14 protein-coding genes are annotated in these 15,949 nt (G+C 57.6%); 13 read left to right on the top strand and 1 reads right to left on the bottom strand.

The genetic code is table 11. From position 1 onward, the window contains the following. Positions 1–147 precede the first annotated feature (147 nt). The 4 genes from SFX18_00840 to rplU all read left to right on the top strand — a co-directional run bounded on the left by SFX18_00840 (position 148) and on the right by rplU (position 4,891). Positions 148–423 carry an HPr family phosphocarrier protein gene (locus tag SFX18_00840; GenBank protein ID MDX1961664.1) on the top strand — a complete coding sequence of 92 codons (276 nt, stop codon included), beginning with the start codon at positions 148–150 and terminating at the stop codon, positions 421–423. 521 nt (positions 424–944) lie between these two features. Next, entirely contained in the window at positions 945–2,732 is a 1,788-nt protein-coding gene (gene ptsP / locus SFX18_00835; GenBank protein MDX1961663.1) for a phosphoenolpyruvate--protein phosphotransferase, read from the top strand. 101 nt (positions 2,733–2,833) lie between these two features. Further along, positions 2,834–4,480 carry an Rne/Rng family ribonuclease gene (locus SFX18_00830; protein MDX1961662.1) on the top strand — a complete coding sequence of 549 codons (1,647 nt, stop codon included), beginning with the start codon at positions 2,834–2,836 and terminating at the stop codon, positions 4,478–4,480. 93 nt (positions 4,481–4,573) lie between these two features. Beyond that, positions 4,574–4,891, top strand: coding sequence for a 50S ribosomal protein L21 (gene rplU / locus SFX18_00825; protein ID MDX1961661.1), 318 nt, complete (start codon positions 4,574–4,576; stop codon positions 4,889–4,891). Positions 4,892–5,007: 116 nt separating this feature from the next. Here rplU and SFX18_00820 read toward each other — a convergent pair whose 3' ends face one another. Further along, positions 5,008–6,219, bottom strand: a complete 1,212-nt coding sequence (locus tag SFX18_00820) for a GGDEF domain-containing protein (protein MDX1961660.1) — start codon at positions 6,217–6,219, stop codon at positions 5,008–5,010. A gap of 418 nt (positions 6,220–6,637) precedes the next feature. On the opposite strand from SFX18_00820, the gene SFX18_00815 reads away from it, so the two are divergent. The 9 genes from SFX18_00815 to flgK all read left to right on the top strand — a co-directional run bounded on the left by SFX18_00815 (position 6,638) and on the right by flgK (position 15,930). Next, the gene (locus SFX18_00815; GenBank protein MDX1961659.1) at positions 6,638–7,819 is read left to right on the top strand and encodes a prenyltransferase/squalene oxidase repeat-containing protein; all 1,182 of its coding nucleotides are present in this window, start codon (positions 6,638–6,640) and stop codon (positions 7,817–7,819) included. Between the two features lie 554 nt (positions 7,820–8,373). Next, positions 8,374–9,126 carry a flagellar hook-basal body protein gene (locus SFX18_00810; protein ID MDX1961658.1) on the top strand — a complete coding sequence of 251 codons (753 nt, stop codon included), beginning with the start codon at positions 8,374–8,376 and terminating at the stop codon, positions 9,124–9,126. Between the two features lie 153 nt (positions 9,127–9,279). After that, the gene (flgG, locus tag SFX18_00805) at positions 9,280–10,086 is read left to right on the top strand and encodes a flagellar basal-body rod protein FlgG (protein ID MDX1961657.1); all 807 of its coding nucleotides are present in this window, start codon (positions 9,280–9,282) and stop codon (positions 10,084–10,086) included. 94 nt (positions 10,087–10,180) lie between these two features. Then, positions 10,181–11,200 carry a flagellar basal body P-ring formation chaperone FlgA gene (flgA, locus tag SFX18_00800; GenBank protein ID MDX1961656.1) on the top strand — a complete coding sequence of 340 codons (1,020 nt, stop codon included), beginning with the start codon at positions 10,181–10,183 and terminating at the stop codon, positions 11,198–11,200. Positions 11,201–11,279: 79 nt separating this feature from the next. After that, a complete protein-coding gene (locus tag SFX18_00795; GenBank protein MDX1961655.1) occupies positions 11,280–11,936 on the top strand; it encodes a flagellar basal body L-ring protein FlgH in 657 nt (218 codons plus the stop codon). Between the two features lie 62 nt (positions 11,937–11,998). Further along, positions 11,999–13,114 (top strand): flagellar basal body P-ring protein FlgI, encoded by a 1,116-nt coding sequence (locus SFX18_00790; GenBank protein MDX1961654.1) that lies wholly within the window; start codon positions 11,999–12,001, stop codon positions 13,112–13,114. A gap of 79 nt (positions 13,115–13,193) precedes the next feature. After that, entirely contained in the window at positions 13,194–13,562 is a 369-nt protein-coding gene (locus SFX18_00785) for a rod-binding protein (protein MDX1961653.1), read from the top strand. Positions 13,563–13,729: 167 nt separating this feature from the next. Beyond that, positions 13,730–14,218, top strand: a complete 489-nt coding sequence (gene flgN, locus SFX18_00780) for a flagellar export chaperone FlgN (GenBank protein ID MDX1961652.1) — start codon at positions 13,730–13,732, stop codon at positions 14,216–14,218. A gap of 14 nt (positions 14,219–14,232) precedes the next feature. Continuing rightward, the gene (gene flgK / locus SFX18_00775; GenBank protein ID MDX1961651.1) at positions 14,233–15,930 is read left to right on the top strand and encodes a flagellar hook-associated protein FlgK; all 1,698 of its coding nucleotides are present in this window, start codon (positions 14,233–14,235) and stop codon (positions 15,928–15,930) included. The last annotated feature ends 19 nt before the right edge of the window (positions 15,931–15,949 follow it).

Genomic DNA, 15,949 nt, shown 5'->3' with positions numbered 1-15,949 from the left:
GAAAAGCCTTCGCCGCCGCGGGATTGCGGTTCAGTCCCTCAATACATGTTTGACGGATCGGCGGGACGTTCGCACCACAGAAAAATGCCTTCGGATTCGCTGGGAAAATACCGTTCAGTTTTCCCCTTCAATGGTACAGTCGTTGTAATGACCCCACCCGCAGCCACGCGTACCTTTGTCGTTACCAACCCGCAAGGGTTGCATGCCCGGCCGGCGGATTTGTTGGCTAAATTAGCCCAGCAATATCCTTGCCGGATAGAGATCATTCATGGTTCCGAGCGGATCGACGCCCGCAGTATTATCAATATGCTTACCCTGGGCGCGGTCGAGGGAACGGAACTACGGTTTGAGGCCACCGGACCAGACGCGGAAGTGGCCCTGGATGCGATAGGCGGGTTGTTTGCCTCCAATTTTGGCGAGTGACCCGCATTGGATTTTTTTGATGTCGGTCACAGATTTTTTGTTGCAGGTAACAGTGGCAACGGCGTTTCACACACGAACCCCCCGCGAGGCGCGGTTCGCCTGAAATGCCCATTGCCATGCCTACCGCGCGCCACCTCCGGGGAGCCCCAGGAGGGGCAAACGTTCGCGGCCACTCGGTGCCGCCGCGCGGTACTGTCAAGCTATGGTGTTTATTCATTTTGCCAGTCGTTCGAGAGGACTTGCCAGCGAATGCGGCGCACGCATGATTTTCCCCGGCTCCCCGGAAAAGATGCGCTCGCCGCCGTGGTAGGTCCCAGCCCGGCCTGGCCACCCCACGGGGTTGGTCCGGCCCTGTTTGGTCGGCGGAATTTGCCGTCACGCGCGGCGCTTGTCCCATGACAAGCTCCCCGCTCATTTTCCCGCCAGCGCGCCAGCCTAGGGTGTGAATTCCCATCCCGACCCCCATTTTTGGTCTGGATGATGATTTTTACCATCCGGGGGTGGATGGGCCGGCGAGGGAAATGTTAGGCCAGTTTTTGCCCGCCGGACGCGCGGATCATTTATACATGCAGAGACTTCAGGGGATAGCCGTATCACCGGGCGTCGCCATTGGCGAGGCCCTGGTCATGGACACCGAGGGATTTCGCATTCCCCGGCGATTTGTCGCACGCGACGCGGTCGAGACCGAACTCGAACGCCTCGATGCCGCCATTGCCGCCGCTGGCGAGGAAATCGCCACCAACCGCGACGCCATTCACCGCGAATTGGGCCAGCAATACGCGGCCATTTTTTCCGCCCATCTGGAAATGCTGCGCGATCCCCGCCTGCGCAGCGAACTGGACGCCATGATCCGCGACCGGCATTATTCGCCGGAATACGCCGTCAGCCGCACGCTCCGCCGCTATGCCAAGGTCTTTCAGGAAGTCCAAAGCAGCTACCTGGCCGAACGCGCTAACGACATCATCGACATCGAAAAACGCCTGCTGCGCAATTTGCTGGGCATGCGGCGGGAAGAACTTTCCAAGATCACCTCTCCCGTGGTGGTGCTGGCGCACAACCTGACCCCCAGCGAGACCGCGAATTTAGACCGCAAGCTGGTGCGTGGTTTTGTGACCGAGGTGGGAGGGGCGGGGAGCCACACGGCGATTGTCGCCGAAGCGATGGAAATTCCCGCCGTGGTGGGGACTGGCCCCTTTCTCACCGATGTCAGCGGCGGCGACCTGGTGATCATTGATGGCGACAACGGGCTGGTGGTTTTGCAGCCGGACGAGGAAACCATTGCCCGTTACCGGCACGAGGCCGAACAACAGCAAACCATCGCCGAGCAACTGGTCGAACTGCGCGACATGCCGGCCGAGACCGCCTGCGGCCAGCGAATCCAGCTTTTGGGAAATATCGAATTTCCCTACGAGGTGGATCATTGCCGGGACCGGGGAAGCGACGGCGTCGGCCTGTATCGCACCGAGTTTCTCTACCTGACCAGCGAGCGGGAACCGACCGAGGATGACCACTATCAGGCTTACTCGCAGGTGATTCAAACCCTGGGGCAGCAACCGGTCACGATCCGCACGCTCGACCTGGGGGCCGACAAACTCAATCGCCTGAGCAGCCCGGAGGAAGAACGCAATCCCTGCCTGGGCCTGCGCAGCATCCGCCTGTCGCTGCGGGATTTGCCGCTGTTTCGGACGCAGTTGCGCGCGATCCTGCGGGCCAGCGTGCTGGGAAATGTGCGCATCATGTTTCCCCTGATTACCACGCTGATGGAGCTGCGCCAGGCCAAGATGGTCCTGGCGGATGTCATGGAGGACCTGGAAGAGCGGGGTATTTCCTTTCGGCGGGATATTCCCGTCGGGATGATGGTCGAGGTGCCAGCGGCGGTGATCATGATCGACTCGTTCGTGGAGGAGGTCGATTTTTTAAGCCTGGGGACTAATGACCTGATCCAGTACGCGCTGGCCGTGGATCGGGGAAACAAAGAAGTCGCTTCCCTGTACAACTCCGCCGATCCGGCCGTGTTGCGGCTCATCCAGCAAACCCTGGCCGCGGCCCAACGGGCCGACGTTCCAGTGACGCTGTGCGGGCAAATGAGCACCAGCATCACCTACACGCAATTGCTGCTGGGGCTGGGGCTGCGCAGCTTTAGCGTATCACCCAGCGCTATTCCCGAAGTAAAAAAGATTTGCCGCGTGACGCGGCTGGACCATTGTCAGGCGATTGCCCAGCGGGCCATGCAAATGGAGCATGCCCGCGACATCAAGAACTATTTGCGCGAGGAACTGAAGAAAGTCGCGCCTGAATTTGCCAATTAACACCCCGCCCTTTCCGGCCTGGCGCGGCGTCGCTCCGGGCCCCCGACCGGCGGGACAACCGACATACGGACCACACATTTAACCGTCAGGAAAATCAAGTCATGAAGCAGGAAATGCTGATCAATGTATCGCAACCCGAGGAATGCCGGATTGCGATTGTCGAAAATGGAATCCTGGAAGAACTGTATATCGAACGGAGCAGCCAGGACAACTACGTGGGAAACATCTACAAGGGGCGCGTGGTCAATATCGAAGCCAGCATTCAGGCCGCGTTTATCGATTTTGGAGTAGGCCGAAACGGCTTTTTGCATATTAGCGATCTAGAGCCCGAGTACTTTCGCCAGGGGGGTTACGACCCGGCCAAGCCGCTGGACGAGGGGCGCGACTGGGGGGGCGACGCCGACGATTTTGACGATAGCCCCCGCCCCACCCGTACCCGCCGCACACTGCGACCCGGGGCACGCCCCCGCGTCAAACCCCCCATCCAGGATGTCCTGCGCCGCGGCGACGAATTACTGGTCCAGGTGATCAAGGAAGGCATCGGCACCAAAGGCCCCACCCTGTCCACCTACATTAGCATTCCCGGGCGATATCTGGTCCTGATGCCCGCCCTGGGGCGCGTGGGTGTGTCGCGCAAGATCGAGGACGAGGAAGCCCGCCGCAAATTGCGCGACTATATGCATGAACTGGCCCCGCCCAAGGGACTGGGCTTTATTGTGCGGACGGCGGGCGTGGACCGGACCAAGAAAGAGTTGTCGCGGGATTTGGCGTATTTGTGCCGATTATGGAAAGTCATCGTCCGCCGGATGAAAAAGCATCCCGCGCCGATCGACATATACGAGGAAAGCGACATGATCATCCGCACGATCCGGGACATTTTTACCGGCGACGTGGATAGCATCATCATTGACGAGCCGGGAGCATACGAGCGGGCCAAGGAATTTTTGCAAATCACCATGCCGCGGTATGTCAGCCGCCTGCAACTGTACGAGGGCAAAGAACCGCTGTTTCACCGCTATTCGCTGGACCACGAAATCGCCAAGATTCAGCAGCGTAAAGTCCCCCTCAAACAAGGGGGCTCCATTGTCATCGACCAGACCGAAGCGCTGGTGGCAATCGACGTGAACAGCGGGAATTTTCGCGCGGATGACTCGGCGGAGGAAACCGCCTACCAGATGAATCTGGCCGCCGCCAAGGAAATCGCCCGGCAATTGCGGCTGCGCGACCTGGGTGGAGTGATCGTGAATGACTTTATCGACATGCGCAAGGAAAAACACCGCCGTAACGTCGAACGCGCCCTGCGCGACGCCGTCCGCCGCGACCGGGCCCGCACCAAAATTTTACGCACCAGCCCCTTTGGCCTGATCGAAATGACCCGCCAACGCATCCGCCCCAGCCTCAAGCGCAGCGTTTATAAGGACTGCGATTGCTGCCGCGGCATGGGCTTGGTCAAAACCGCCGAAAGCATGGCGATCGAGGTGGTGCGGCTGTTGCTGCTAGCCGCCCAACAAGAAGACATTTCCCGGATGGCGGTGACCGTCCAATTTGAGGTGGGGACGTACCTGAACAACAAAAAGCGGCGGGAAATTGCCAAAATGGAGGAAAACTCTGGCAAACAGGTGCAAATTTTGAGCAAGGAAGGGGTTTCCCCCGAACACCTGGTGATGGAATGTTACGACGCGACCGGGCGGGAAATTCGGTTTGCCGCCCTGCCGGAAGCCCCCCCGACCCCCCCTCGACGGGTCTAACGGCGGCTGATATATTATGGGGCTTGTCAGATTTGCAAGCTGACAAGCAGCAAACTGGGTAATAATTGAATTTTTGTGGGAAGTGGTCGTGCTATGTACGCAATTATCAGTGACGGTGGCCGTCAATTCAAAGTGACCGAAGGCCAGGAACTGCAAATCGATTACCGGGGAGAAGACATCGCCGTCGGTACCGAGATCGTCTTTGACCGGGTCTTGGCCGCGGGCGAAGGAGAATCCCTGCGGATTGGCTCGCCGGTGCTGGCGGGCGCTCGGGTGAGCGCCACCGTCCAAGGTGAATTCAAGGGTGAAAAACTAGTCATCCAAAAGTTTCGCCGTCGTAAAAACAGCAAGCGTAAAACTGGCCATCGCCAAATTTTTACCACGGTGCTCATCGAAAAGATCACCGCCTAAGCGCCTGCCGAGGCATCTCCCTCGACTGTTAATACTACTGGTGTTTATTCTACTGGTTACGGACGCCCCTTCCTGCGGGCTTTCGCCACCAAGTACTGGATATTCGGCGGGACGCCTTAACTGCGGGTTTCACTTTCTAAGATAGGCGTCTCCGGCGGGGGAGTCGGTTTGCCCCCTAGTTCTAATAAATTTATTTCCGCGGGGGAACGCTCTGTCGATTGTTCCCTTTGGGTTTCCGCGGTGGGGCGCAAATCCCGGCCGGGGGAATGCTGGCTTACTGGCATTTCGGAATGACGCGGCGCCTCGGGCGTTTTGGCCTCGCGCTGTTCCAGCATGGCCGCGGGGTGATCCTGCACCGCTACTTTTTCCGTGCCGCGCGGTGCGGGACGGATCGGCTGATGTTCGGGTAGATTAATGGCAAAATGGGCGAATTCAGCAAATGACGCGATCCGTTGCCCATCATGCACGCAACTGCGGTTGCGGCCTTGTTGCTTGGCCAGATACAAAGCGGCATCGGCCCGCGCGACCAGCGTTTGCGGCGTATCGCCTGAGGCGGCAACCGCCACGCCCGCGCTAATGGTAACCGGCAGGGCCGCGGCCAGCCTTTCGCGCAACCGATTGGCAAACTGCGCCGCGCCCGCCAAATTCGTATAAGGCATGAGGATCACAAATTCCTCTCCTCCGTACCGCGCCACTTGATCGGTGTCGCGCACGTTTTCATCCATCAGGCGGGCGACTCCGGTTAATATTTCATCCCCATACAAGTGCCCTTGCTCGTCATTGAGCTTTTTAAAGTGGTCGATGTCCAAAATGACAATCGCAAAGCCGCTTTCATAGCGGTTGAGCAGCGATATCAGACCCGCCAGCGCCTCATCCAGCGCCCGGCGATTGCTTACGCCTGTCAGGGGATCGGTGCGCACCTCGGTAAAACTCATGAGCTGAGCGCATTGCTGTCGCAACTCGTCATAGGCCGCCGCCAGTTGCGAAGCCATTCGCAACGTGGGCCGCAACAGCACCTCCGCCTCGCCGCATAGCTCTTGCCACATCGCCTCGCCCGGATTGGCCGAGGACAACTTTTGTAGTCGAATCTTAAAGCGGCCAATATGATTTTCCAGTTCGGCCAAGCCATGATGCGATAAACGGGAGACATTTTCCAGCTCACGCACCACCACCTGCGCCCGCTTGAGTTCCCGCCGCATTTGGGCGTCCACTTGCTGGGGGTATTCCCGCCGCCAGCGCCCCACAAAATAGCCAATCACCGCCACCACGCCCAATGCCACGGGGGCGGGCAAAAAAAACTGTCCAAATTGCCACGTTGCGTCAAACATAATTCTTTGTACAACCAATCCGGCGGGAACCTGAAATCGCGGGATCCCGCGAATATTTAAGAGCTGTGATGCGCCTATGCAAACTTACGCTAAAAATATTAACGGCACCGTGTTGACCACAAAAAAGCTGGCATTTTGTAACAATTGCCGGAACTTTTTTTCTTAACGCAGGTTGAAGTGGCAAATTGGCAACATCCCGGGGCAAATTTCCGCCTAAGTGTCGCGCTTTGGCAACATTTTCCCGTTTCGAACGGGGACGCACCGGACGGGGAATAAGTTGCTACGGCCGGGCGAATGAATAGAATGATTTAAATCCGCGATCAGCAGGATCTGGCCCATAGCGTCAAGCCGGAAATGCTTTCCCCCGCAATGGAACGCATGACGATTGATGACACTTGACATTCCAACCACAAAAACCATGATGAAACGCAATTTCCCGTCGATTGTCCTCTGTGTCGGAACCATGAGCCTGGGTTGGGCGCTCTTTCCGGGGGTTTGCCAATTGCTGGCCGCGGATCCGACAGGCACGGGGACCATTCCCGCCGTGGCCAATGCGACTGCTGTGCAACCGCAAATCACCGAACTGCGGGGCAAGGCATTGGAATATTTGCGGACTAAGGGGCAAGCCCCGGATGGCAGCTTTAGTAAAGCGGCGGGATCAGGCGTAACATCATTCTGCACGGCGGCCATGTTGCGTTCCGGGTTATCGGCCGATGACCCCACCGTGGCCAAGAGCCTGAAATTTTTGGAATCAAACATCCAGCCCGATGGCGGGATTTATGTCGCGGACTCCCTCAATAAAAACTACGAAACCGCCCTGGCGGTGATGGCCCTGGCCGCCGCAAATTCCGACGGACGTTATAAATCGCAAATTGCCGCAGCGGATAAATTTCTCAAGGGGTTGCAATGGGATGAGACGGAAAACGCCGACCAGGCCAATGTCAATTACGGCGGCGCGGGTTACGGCCGCAAAAATCGCCCTGATCTGTCCAACACCTCGTTTTTGATCGATGCCCTCCGGGCGGCCGGAAATGGTCCCGAGGATGAGAACATCCAAAAAGCGTTGATCTTTGTCAGCCGCTGCCAAAATTTGGAAAGTGAACACAACACCACGCCGTTTGCCGCCAAGATTAACGATGGCGGTTTTTATTACACCGTGGCTAACGGCGGTGAAAGTTTTGCCGCCGGTTCCACTCCCGAAGGAGGCCTGCGCAGTTATGCCTCCATGACCTACGCCGGGCTAAAAAGCATGGTGTATGCCGGCCTTACCAAGGACGATCCCCGTGTCAAGGCGGCGCTCGCCTGGATCGAGAAGCATTACGACCTCGACAGCAATCCCGGCATGGGTCCCGATGGACTGTTTTATTACTACCACACCTTTGCCAAAACCCTCCATGCCCTCGAAATGGACACCGTAACCGACGCCCAAGGGGTCAAACATGACTGGCGGGCCGAATTAGTCGCCCAACTGGCCAAACGCCAGCAAGCCGACGGCTCTTGGGTGGGTGATAGCAAGCGATGGATGGAAACCGACCCCAATTTGGTTACGGCGTATGGGCTCATGTGCCTGGCATATGCGGAAAAGCCAGCCAGCAAGTAATACAGCCAAAAAAACTGGATTTCTACCATGGAAATTGTGGCATTGAACAATCTCTACGAGCGTTTCAAAAACGAGCTCCCTTTCGCTCATTTACAGTTGCTTTAGTCAATGGTGATCGGGTCCAAGTCGATCATCCCGAGGCGCTGGTCGTACGTGGGGGGGTGGCGGTATTTATTGCCGCGAATGGCGCCCCGACACTATTTGACCACGAAAGCGTCAGCCAATTTCCCGCTAAAGCGGCCTCAACCAATTAACCGCCAGAGGTTTTGCTAGCGGCGAGAATTGCCGATGTGACCTGAAGGTGAATACCAACCCACCCCGCGAATTCTGCCGCTAGCAAGAAAGTGTCCGATCAAAAAATTGCTTTGGCTACGGGAAGGGAAAATTTTTTAATCGTGCTCTGATACTCTATTTGCGGCGATTCCCACGCTAGCAAGTCGCCATCAAAGATGTGAATCTAGCGTGCCCGGTGATTTGGCATGGGCATTGCTTATAGGCCGTCTGACTTATCATGTTCAACAGGGGGGCATGACCGGCAATCGCTTTTTGCTGCCATGCCATACGGACTGTATATTTCCGCCGAGGGTGCCCACGCGCAATCCAAGCGTTTAGAGGTGCTCTCTAACAATCTGGCGAATGTCGACACGCCGGGCTTTAAGCGCGATTTGGCTTTGTTTCAAGCGCGTTTAGCCGAGGAAGTCGTTCAGGGGCAAGTTCCCCACGGCCAGGGTCACGTTCAGGACCAGGGGGGAGGCATTTGGCTGCGCGGGACCGCCACGGATTTTAGCCCCGGAGTGCTCAAACGGACCGACATCCCGACCGACTTTGCCGTAAATGGCGACGGCTTTTTTGTGGTGGAAAAAGAAGGGGAAAAATTTCTCACCCGCGCGGGGAACTTTTTTTTCAATAGCGAGGGGACGCTGGTGACCCCGGGCGGACACACCGTCCTCAGCGATGCGGGAACGCCGGTGGTCATTGCCGCGGAGCTTCCCTGGCAGGCCACCGCGGACGGTGGAATTCAGCAAGGTCCCGACAAGATTTACCTGGGCCTGGAACGCCCCCAGTCACTGGCCGATCTGAGCAAGCAGGGGGAAAACCTGTTTCTGCCGCTGGCCCCGACCGAACCAGTTCCCCTGGAAGAGCGCGATGTGCGCAACAACTACCTGGAACTTTCGAGCGTCAAACCAACGCTGGAAATGATGGAATTGATCGAAACCTCGCGTGCGTTCGAGGCCAACATCAACATGATTAAAAACCACGACACGCTCCTGGGCGCGCTCGTCAATCGCGTCCTACGACAGGCGTAGCCCGCAGCATCAGCAAGGGACACCTATTCAGCCCGCAGCGTCAGCAAGGGACACATTCAACCCGCAATCCATTTCGATGAATCAGGCCTTTGGCCCGCAAGCGGCAAACACCCAACTCTTTATTTTCAACCACATTTAACCCGCTAAGTCACTATGGGAATCCAAACGCTGTACACCGCCGCGACCGGCATGGACTCGTTGCAGACCAAACTGGACGTCATTGCCAATAACCTGGCCAACGTGAACACCACCGGTTTTAAGCGCGACCGGGCAAACTTTGAAGACCTGTACTATCGCCGCGAGGTCATTCCCGGCAACCTCGACGCGGGGGGGAGCCGCACCCCCTTGGGGATCGAGATCGGCCTGGGATCCACCGTGCAAAGCACGCAAACCGATTTTAACCAGGGGGCTTTTCAGCAAACGTCGCGGCAACTGGACATCGCCATCGAAGGTGCGGGATTCTTGCAAGTGATCGATCCCTCCTCCCAGCAAATTTTGTTCACCCGCGCGGGCAACCTGAGCATTAATGCGAATGGCGAATTAGTGATTGGCTCGGCCCTGGTGGGACGCAAGCTCGAGCCGGCCATCACCATTCCCCCGGATGCAACCGATATCGTTATCGGTCCGGATGGACAAGTTTCGGTCCGACAAGCTGGCCAAACTCAATTGCAAGCCCTCAATCAACTGCAACTGGCCACCTTTCAAAATCCCCAGGGGCTGCTCAAGCTGGGCGAGAACATGTACTCGCAGACGGACGCCTCTGGCGATCCTATTACCGCCAATCCCGGCACGCAAGGGTTGGGCATCATCCGCCAAAACGCCCTGGAAGCTTCCAATGTGGAACCGGTCAGCGAGTTGATTGATCTGATCACCACGCAACGCGCGTTCGAGCTGAACTCCCAGGCGGTCCAGGCCGGCGACCAGGTCCTGCAATTGGTCAGCAATTTACGCCGCTTCTAGGTCTCCCGTCAGTCTTGCCGTTTCCTGCAAAAAATCAATTACACCCTCCACGCAAATGCGCATGCCATTTTTTCCACTCCCGCGATCTTTCACCTTGCTCTGCGGCCTGCTGGCGGTGGGCTGTTTTTCCGCCTCCGCGGCGGAAATTTCCCTTCGTCCGACGGCGTTAATCTCGGGAAAAATGTTAACCCTAGGCGATTTGTGTGAAGTGGCGGATCCCGATCCGGTCGTGGCCGCCGAACTGTCCGGTTTAGCCCTGGGTCCCGCTCCGACGGCGGGAAGATCGCAAATCTGGCGTCTCCGCGAGATTCAAGACCGTTTGAGCCTGGCGGGGGTTAATCTGGCCGAACATCGTTTTGGCGGTTCGGCCCAGGTCACTTTACAACACGCCCGCGCGGCGACCCCCGCGGAACAACCGTTATCCGACGCGCAGTTAGCCGCGATCGAGGAAGCCGTCGAGGCCGCCATTGAATCCCAGTTGCAAAAAGCCACCACTACCGCCGATGAACGCTTATCGCCGCTCGCCCCGTCACCGCCTACCCTGGTGGCAAAAGTCCAGCTCACCCAAGAAACCGCCCGACAGCTTTCAGCCAGTTCCACGCGGATCGTCATTCTAACACCCATTCAACCGGACATTGGTTTTCAGGAAATCAGCGTTTGCCCTCGTGGTCAAATGGCTCTCGCCCGCTCCTTGCGGATAGAGCTGCGGCCCGCTCCCCAGGTGGTGGTAAGTACGCGAGGAGTGCCGCGGGGGGCCATGATCAGCGCGGCCGATGTGCGCCTGGTTCCGATGACCAAACGAACTTTGACCGGGGCATTGACCAGCCTAGAGAGTGTCATTGGCAAAGAGGCGTCCCTGGCCATTGCTCCGGGACAGACCCTCACCGGGGACTATTTGCAAAATCCCATCCTCGTGCGACGGGGGGAAGTGGTCGATTTATCCGTCTTAACCGGAGGGGTGCAAATTCGGACCAAGGGGCGCGCGCGGAGTGATGGGGGATTGGGAGATGTGGTGCAGGTGGACCTTCTGGAAAATAAACAAGCGGTGGTGGCCCGCGTTGCCGGCCCGCAAGCGGTCGAAATATTGGGGGGCAGCGGTGGTGTGGCGCGATAACGTTCAACGGGTCCGCGACATGGACGATGGCCGCGGCTGGCTTACAAATGTGGTTTTCATTTTAACGGAGCACAATTTCATGCGTTATCAAACGCTTCTCATCTTGACCCTAGGACTATGCGGAGGGGCGGCCGAGGCTCTGGCCCAAAGCAGCAGCTTGTATGTGCGTAGCACCAATGGCGTCATCCCGCAGGCAAGCGCATCGCTGATCTACAGCGAACTATTGCAGCCCCGCCAGCTCAAAATCAATGACCTGGTGACAATTCGCGTGATTGAGGCAGGTGAATTTTCCACCAGAGGACGAATCAACCGCCAAAACAATGCCAACATTGACGCGCGGCTGAGGAATTGGATCGAATTGGACGGCCTAAACCTGATCTCCTCGCCCAATACCGATCTGCCCCGCGCTCGAGGAAGCTACAACGTGCAAAACCAATCGCAAGGAGAACTCAGAACCAGCGAAGAGCTGGCGTTCAACATCACCGCACGAGTGGTCGATGTGCGGCCAAACGGCCTATTGGTGCTGGAGGCCCACAAGACCGTGCGGATCGATGATGAAATCTATGACAACTCCTTGACCGGAATCGTGCGGCCCGAGGATGTGGGGGCCAAAAACCTAGTCACCAGCGATAAAATCGCCGAACTATCCATCCAACGCCGGACGGTTGGCCAGGTCCGGGACTCTTATCGCCGTGGCTGGTTGTCCAAGTTTTGGGATCAAGTGACGCCGTTCTAAACTGCTGCTTTGCATATCGTCATTACCTTGCTACCAGCCGCCATACCTTTACGGAATCCCCCATGCATGACGCCCCTGCCACTCCTGATCGCCATCCCTGCGGATCGCTGGGCCGCCGCTGGATAGGTCCCTGCCTGGCTGTCATGGTCCTGGCCCAATCGCTGACATGCCTCCCCCTCCCCGCCGCGACATTGATCAAGCATATTGTCCGGCTGAAGGGGCAAGAAGAAGTCACGATCCAGGGGATGGGCCTGGTCGTGGGTCTGAATGGAACCGGCGACGGGCCGGGTTATGCCCCGGCGATACGCGGGTTGGCCGCCATGCTCCAAAAGCTGGGCAATCCCATCAGCACCGAGCGGGGACTGCTGGAACTGAAAGACGCAAAAAATGTCGCGCTGGTCATGGTGACCGCCACCATTCCCGCGACCGGAGCGCGTCAGGGGGATCTGCTGGAGGCGACCGTCTCGAGCGTGGGAGCGGCCAAGAGCCTGGAACATGGCTACCTGCTTTCCACGGCGCTGCTAAGCCCCCAAGCGGGGCAGGATCGGGTCTTTGGCATTGCGCAGGGAACGCTGCAACTGGACAATCCCCGCGCTAAAACCGTTGCCCGAATCCGCCAGGGGTGCCGCCTAGAAGAGGATTTTTTCCATGATTTTGTCAAGGATGACAAGATTACGCTGGTGTTGAATAAAAGCCATGCCGATTTTCAAGTGGCCCAGGAATTGGCCGAGCAAATCAACAGCCAGCTCAATTTCAACACCAAAAGCGGCCAACTGGCCCGCGCGCTCGATCAGGTCAACATCGAGGTGCAAATCCCCCCGCAATACAAGGATGACGTGGTCGACTTTGTGGCGCAAGTGATGAGCCGTCCGCTCTTGGAACCCGAAACGGGGGGCCGGGTCATTATCAATGAGCGGGTGGGAACGATTGCCATCAGCGGCGATGTCGAGATCGGCGCGGTGGCGGTCACGCACAAAAACATGGTGATTGAAACTCCGGGCGTCCCCTCCGTGGCCAACCGGATTGTGGGGGTCGAGACCGCCGCCAAGCCCACCGCCAAATTAAAAAGCCTGGTTGAGGCCCTAAACGCCCTCAAGGTTACCGCCGATGACCAGATCGCAATTATTAAGATCATTGAACGGGATGGAAAATTGCACGGCACGCTCATTATCGAGTAACGACCATTAGCAATCGCGCGCAGCCCCCCGACGTTCATTTGTTTCCCTCATAAAAATTCGTACTAATCGGTATTGTGCCATGCAATCCAGCCTCTCCGCTATTCCCAGCGGATATTCGACCGACCAACTGGCCCAACGACACGTCCACACGGCCACAACCGCCGCCGCGGCCTTGCGGGACGATGCCGGGGTTCAACAAACCGACGCCAACGGCGCGGACCGCGAGCTACGGGAACAATTTGACAAGTTTGTCGGCGGCACGTTTTTTCGGCAGATGCTGGGCGAACTGCAAAAGTCCGTCGGCAAGCCAGCGTATCTGCACGGAGGCCAAGCAGAGGAGATGTTTCGGTCAGAGTTGAATTCGCTTTTGGCGGATAAATTAGCGGAAAGTTCCGGCGGCGGCCTAAGCCAAGGCTTGTTCGATCTGTTTACCTTGCAACGAAATTAACTGGGTTTCGCGATCCACGCTTCCCACCATTGAAGCCTTACTGTTGTGCCGCAACTATCGATTCAGGTTGGGCCGATTAGCCACTTGTCGCTAGCCCACGATTTTTGCCCTAAGACCGCAATACCCCACCTTTTCCAATTTTCCTACTTTTACAGCACCTGCCCCACATGGACGAAACTTGGGATGCCGAATTCGCCGATTTGCTAGCGGAGCTTTCGGCCACGCAAGGGGAATTGCTCGAAGTCCTGCAGCTCAAACGGACCCGCCTGGGCCAGCGGGAATTGCCTCCCCTGGATGAGTTGCAGCCGCGCGAGACGGAATTGGTCAAGCGACTGCAAACATGCCAGGATCGCCGCCAGGCCCTGTTGGATCAGGCACAAGCGGCTGGCAATTCGGCAAAAACGCTGCGCGCGGCGAGCCGCCAACTTCCCCCCCGGCGGCGACAAGCGTTGGAGCCGGGCTTGCGGGCGGCTCAATTGCAAGCACGCTTATTGCAACATCAGGCGATCACCAATTGGGTGCTAGCACAAAAAACCCTGATTCATCTTTCCCAGATGTTAGAAATTATCGCAACCGGCGGCCAGCCACGGCCGACTTATGATCAACAGGGGAGCCACTCGGTGGCGGGGGGCGTGTTGTTGAATGAGCTGGGTTAATCCCCGGCGCGGATATGTCGCTATTTAGTTCCATCCAGTTGGCGGGAAGTACCCTGCGGGCCCAGCAAATCGGCCTACAGGTGACGGGGCAAAATATTGCCAATGCCAACACGCCGGGCTACATCCGCGAGGAAGTGGTCTTTACGCCCGGACCCACCCAACGGCTGGGCAACCTGCTGCTGGGCCTGGGATCACGGGTGCAGGCCATCATTCAAAAGAGTGATAAATTTCTAGACGAGCGGCTCCGCGCCGCCAATAGCGAGCAGGCCGGCACGAATGTCGAAAAAGAGACCTATCTGCAGTTGGAGGCGTTCTATGGGGAGCTGGGAAGCACGGACCTGAGCACATCGCTAAACAATTTTTTTAACACCATCTCCGAAGTCCTGAATCAACCTGAAAGCGACGCCGCGCGCAACCTGGTCGCGCTGAAGGGTAAAACATTGACCGGGGACATCAATCGCCTGGCGCGGCGGGTGGGGGATTTGCGTTCCGATTTGAATGATCGCGTGGCCCAAAACGTGGATGACGTCAATCGGCTGTTGGCGTCGATACGCACGCTGAATATTCAAATCAGCAATTCGGAAGGGGGGGACGTTTCGGCCAGCGACGCGGTCGGCCTGCGCGACCAGCGAAATCAGGCATTGACCGAATTGTCCAAACTAATCGACGTCCAAGTGGAGGAGCAAGAAAGCGGCGCGGTCTCGGTCTTTGCCGGTGGCGAATTTCTAGTCATTGACGGTTTGGCGCGCTCCTTGACCACCAAGGCCTCTTCCGAGGATGGCCTGGGAGTGTTTGATGTGCGCATCGCCGAGACGGACTCTCCCTTGAACATTAGCAGCGGGGAACTGTACGGACTGATCCATTCGCGGGACGAGGTATTGGCCAATTTTTTGGAGACATTGGATAATTTTTCCGGCGCCTTGGCGTTTGAATTTAATAAAGTGTTCAGCTCCGGCCAGGGTCTGACCGGCTATTCCACGCTGACCAGCCATGAGTCGGTCGATAGCGTGACCGCGGCTCTGGACGCGACGGGGCTGGACTTTACGCCGGTGAATGGCTCCTTTGCGCTGCAGGTACATAACAAGCGAACGGGCCTGACCCAGACAACGGAAATTCGCGTGGATCTGAACGGGCTGGAGAGCGATACCTCCCTGGCGGACCTGGCAGCGCAAATCGACGCCATCAACGGCGTGTCGGCCACGCTCACCCCGGAGCGCAAGCTGGTAATCGCCAGCGACTCGACCGATCAAGAGTTTACCTTTGGCCAGGACACCAGCGGCGCGCTGGCCGCGCTGGGAATCAACACGTTTTTTGTGGGAAATGACGCCAGCAGCCTGGGCATCAACAGCATCATTTCCGCCGATCCCAGCAAATTCGCGGCTAGCCTGGGAGGATTAGGGGAAGACACCAAAAACGCCGTGGCGCTGGCCGGCTTTTTGGATCGACCGCTCGAAAGCCAGGCCGGAACAACGCTGTCGGACCTGTATGATCGCATGACCGCCGACTTGACCCAGAATTCCACGATTGCCCAAAGCGCGGCGGAGGGGGCATTGGTATTTAAGGAAAACCTGCAAGGCCAATCTTTGGCGATTAGCGGCGTTAACTTGGATGAGGAAGCGATCAATATGCTGCGCTACCAGCGAGTCTACCAGGCCTCCGCCAAGTTTATCCAAACCCTGGATGAATTGCTGCAATTGCTGGTGACGTTGTAATCGCGCTTTAACAGGGTTC

The sequence above is a fragment of the Pirellulales bacterium genome (assembly GCA_033762255.1).
In the GTDB taxonomy this organism is placed as follows: Bacteria; Planctomycetota; Planctomycetia; order Pirellulales; family JALHPA01; genus JANRLT01.
This window is presented reverse-complemented; position numbering and strand designations above follow the sequence as displayed.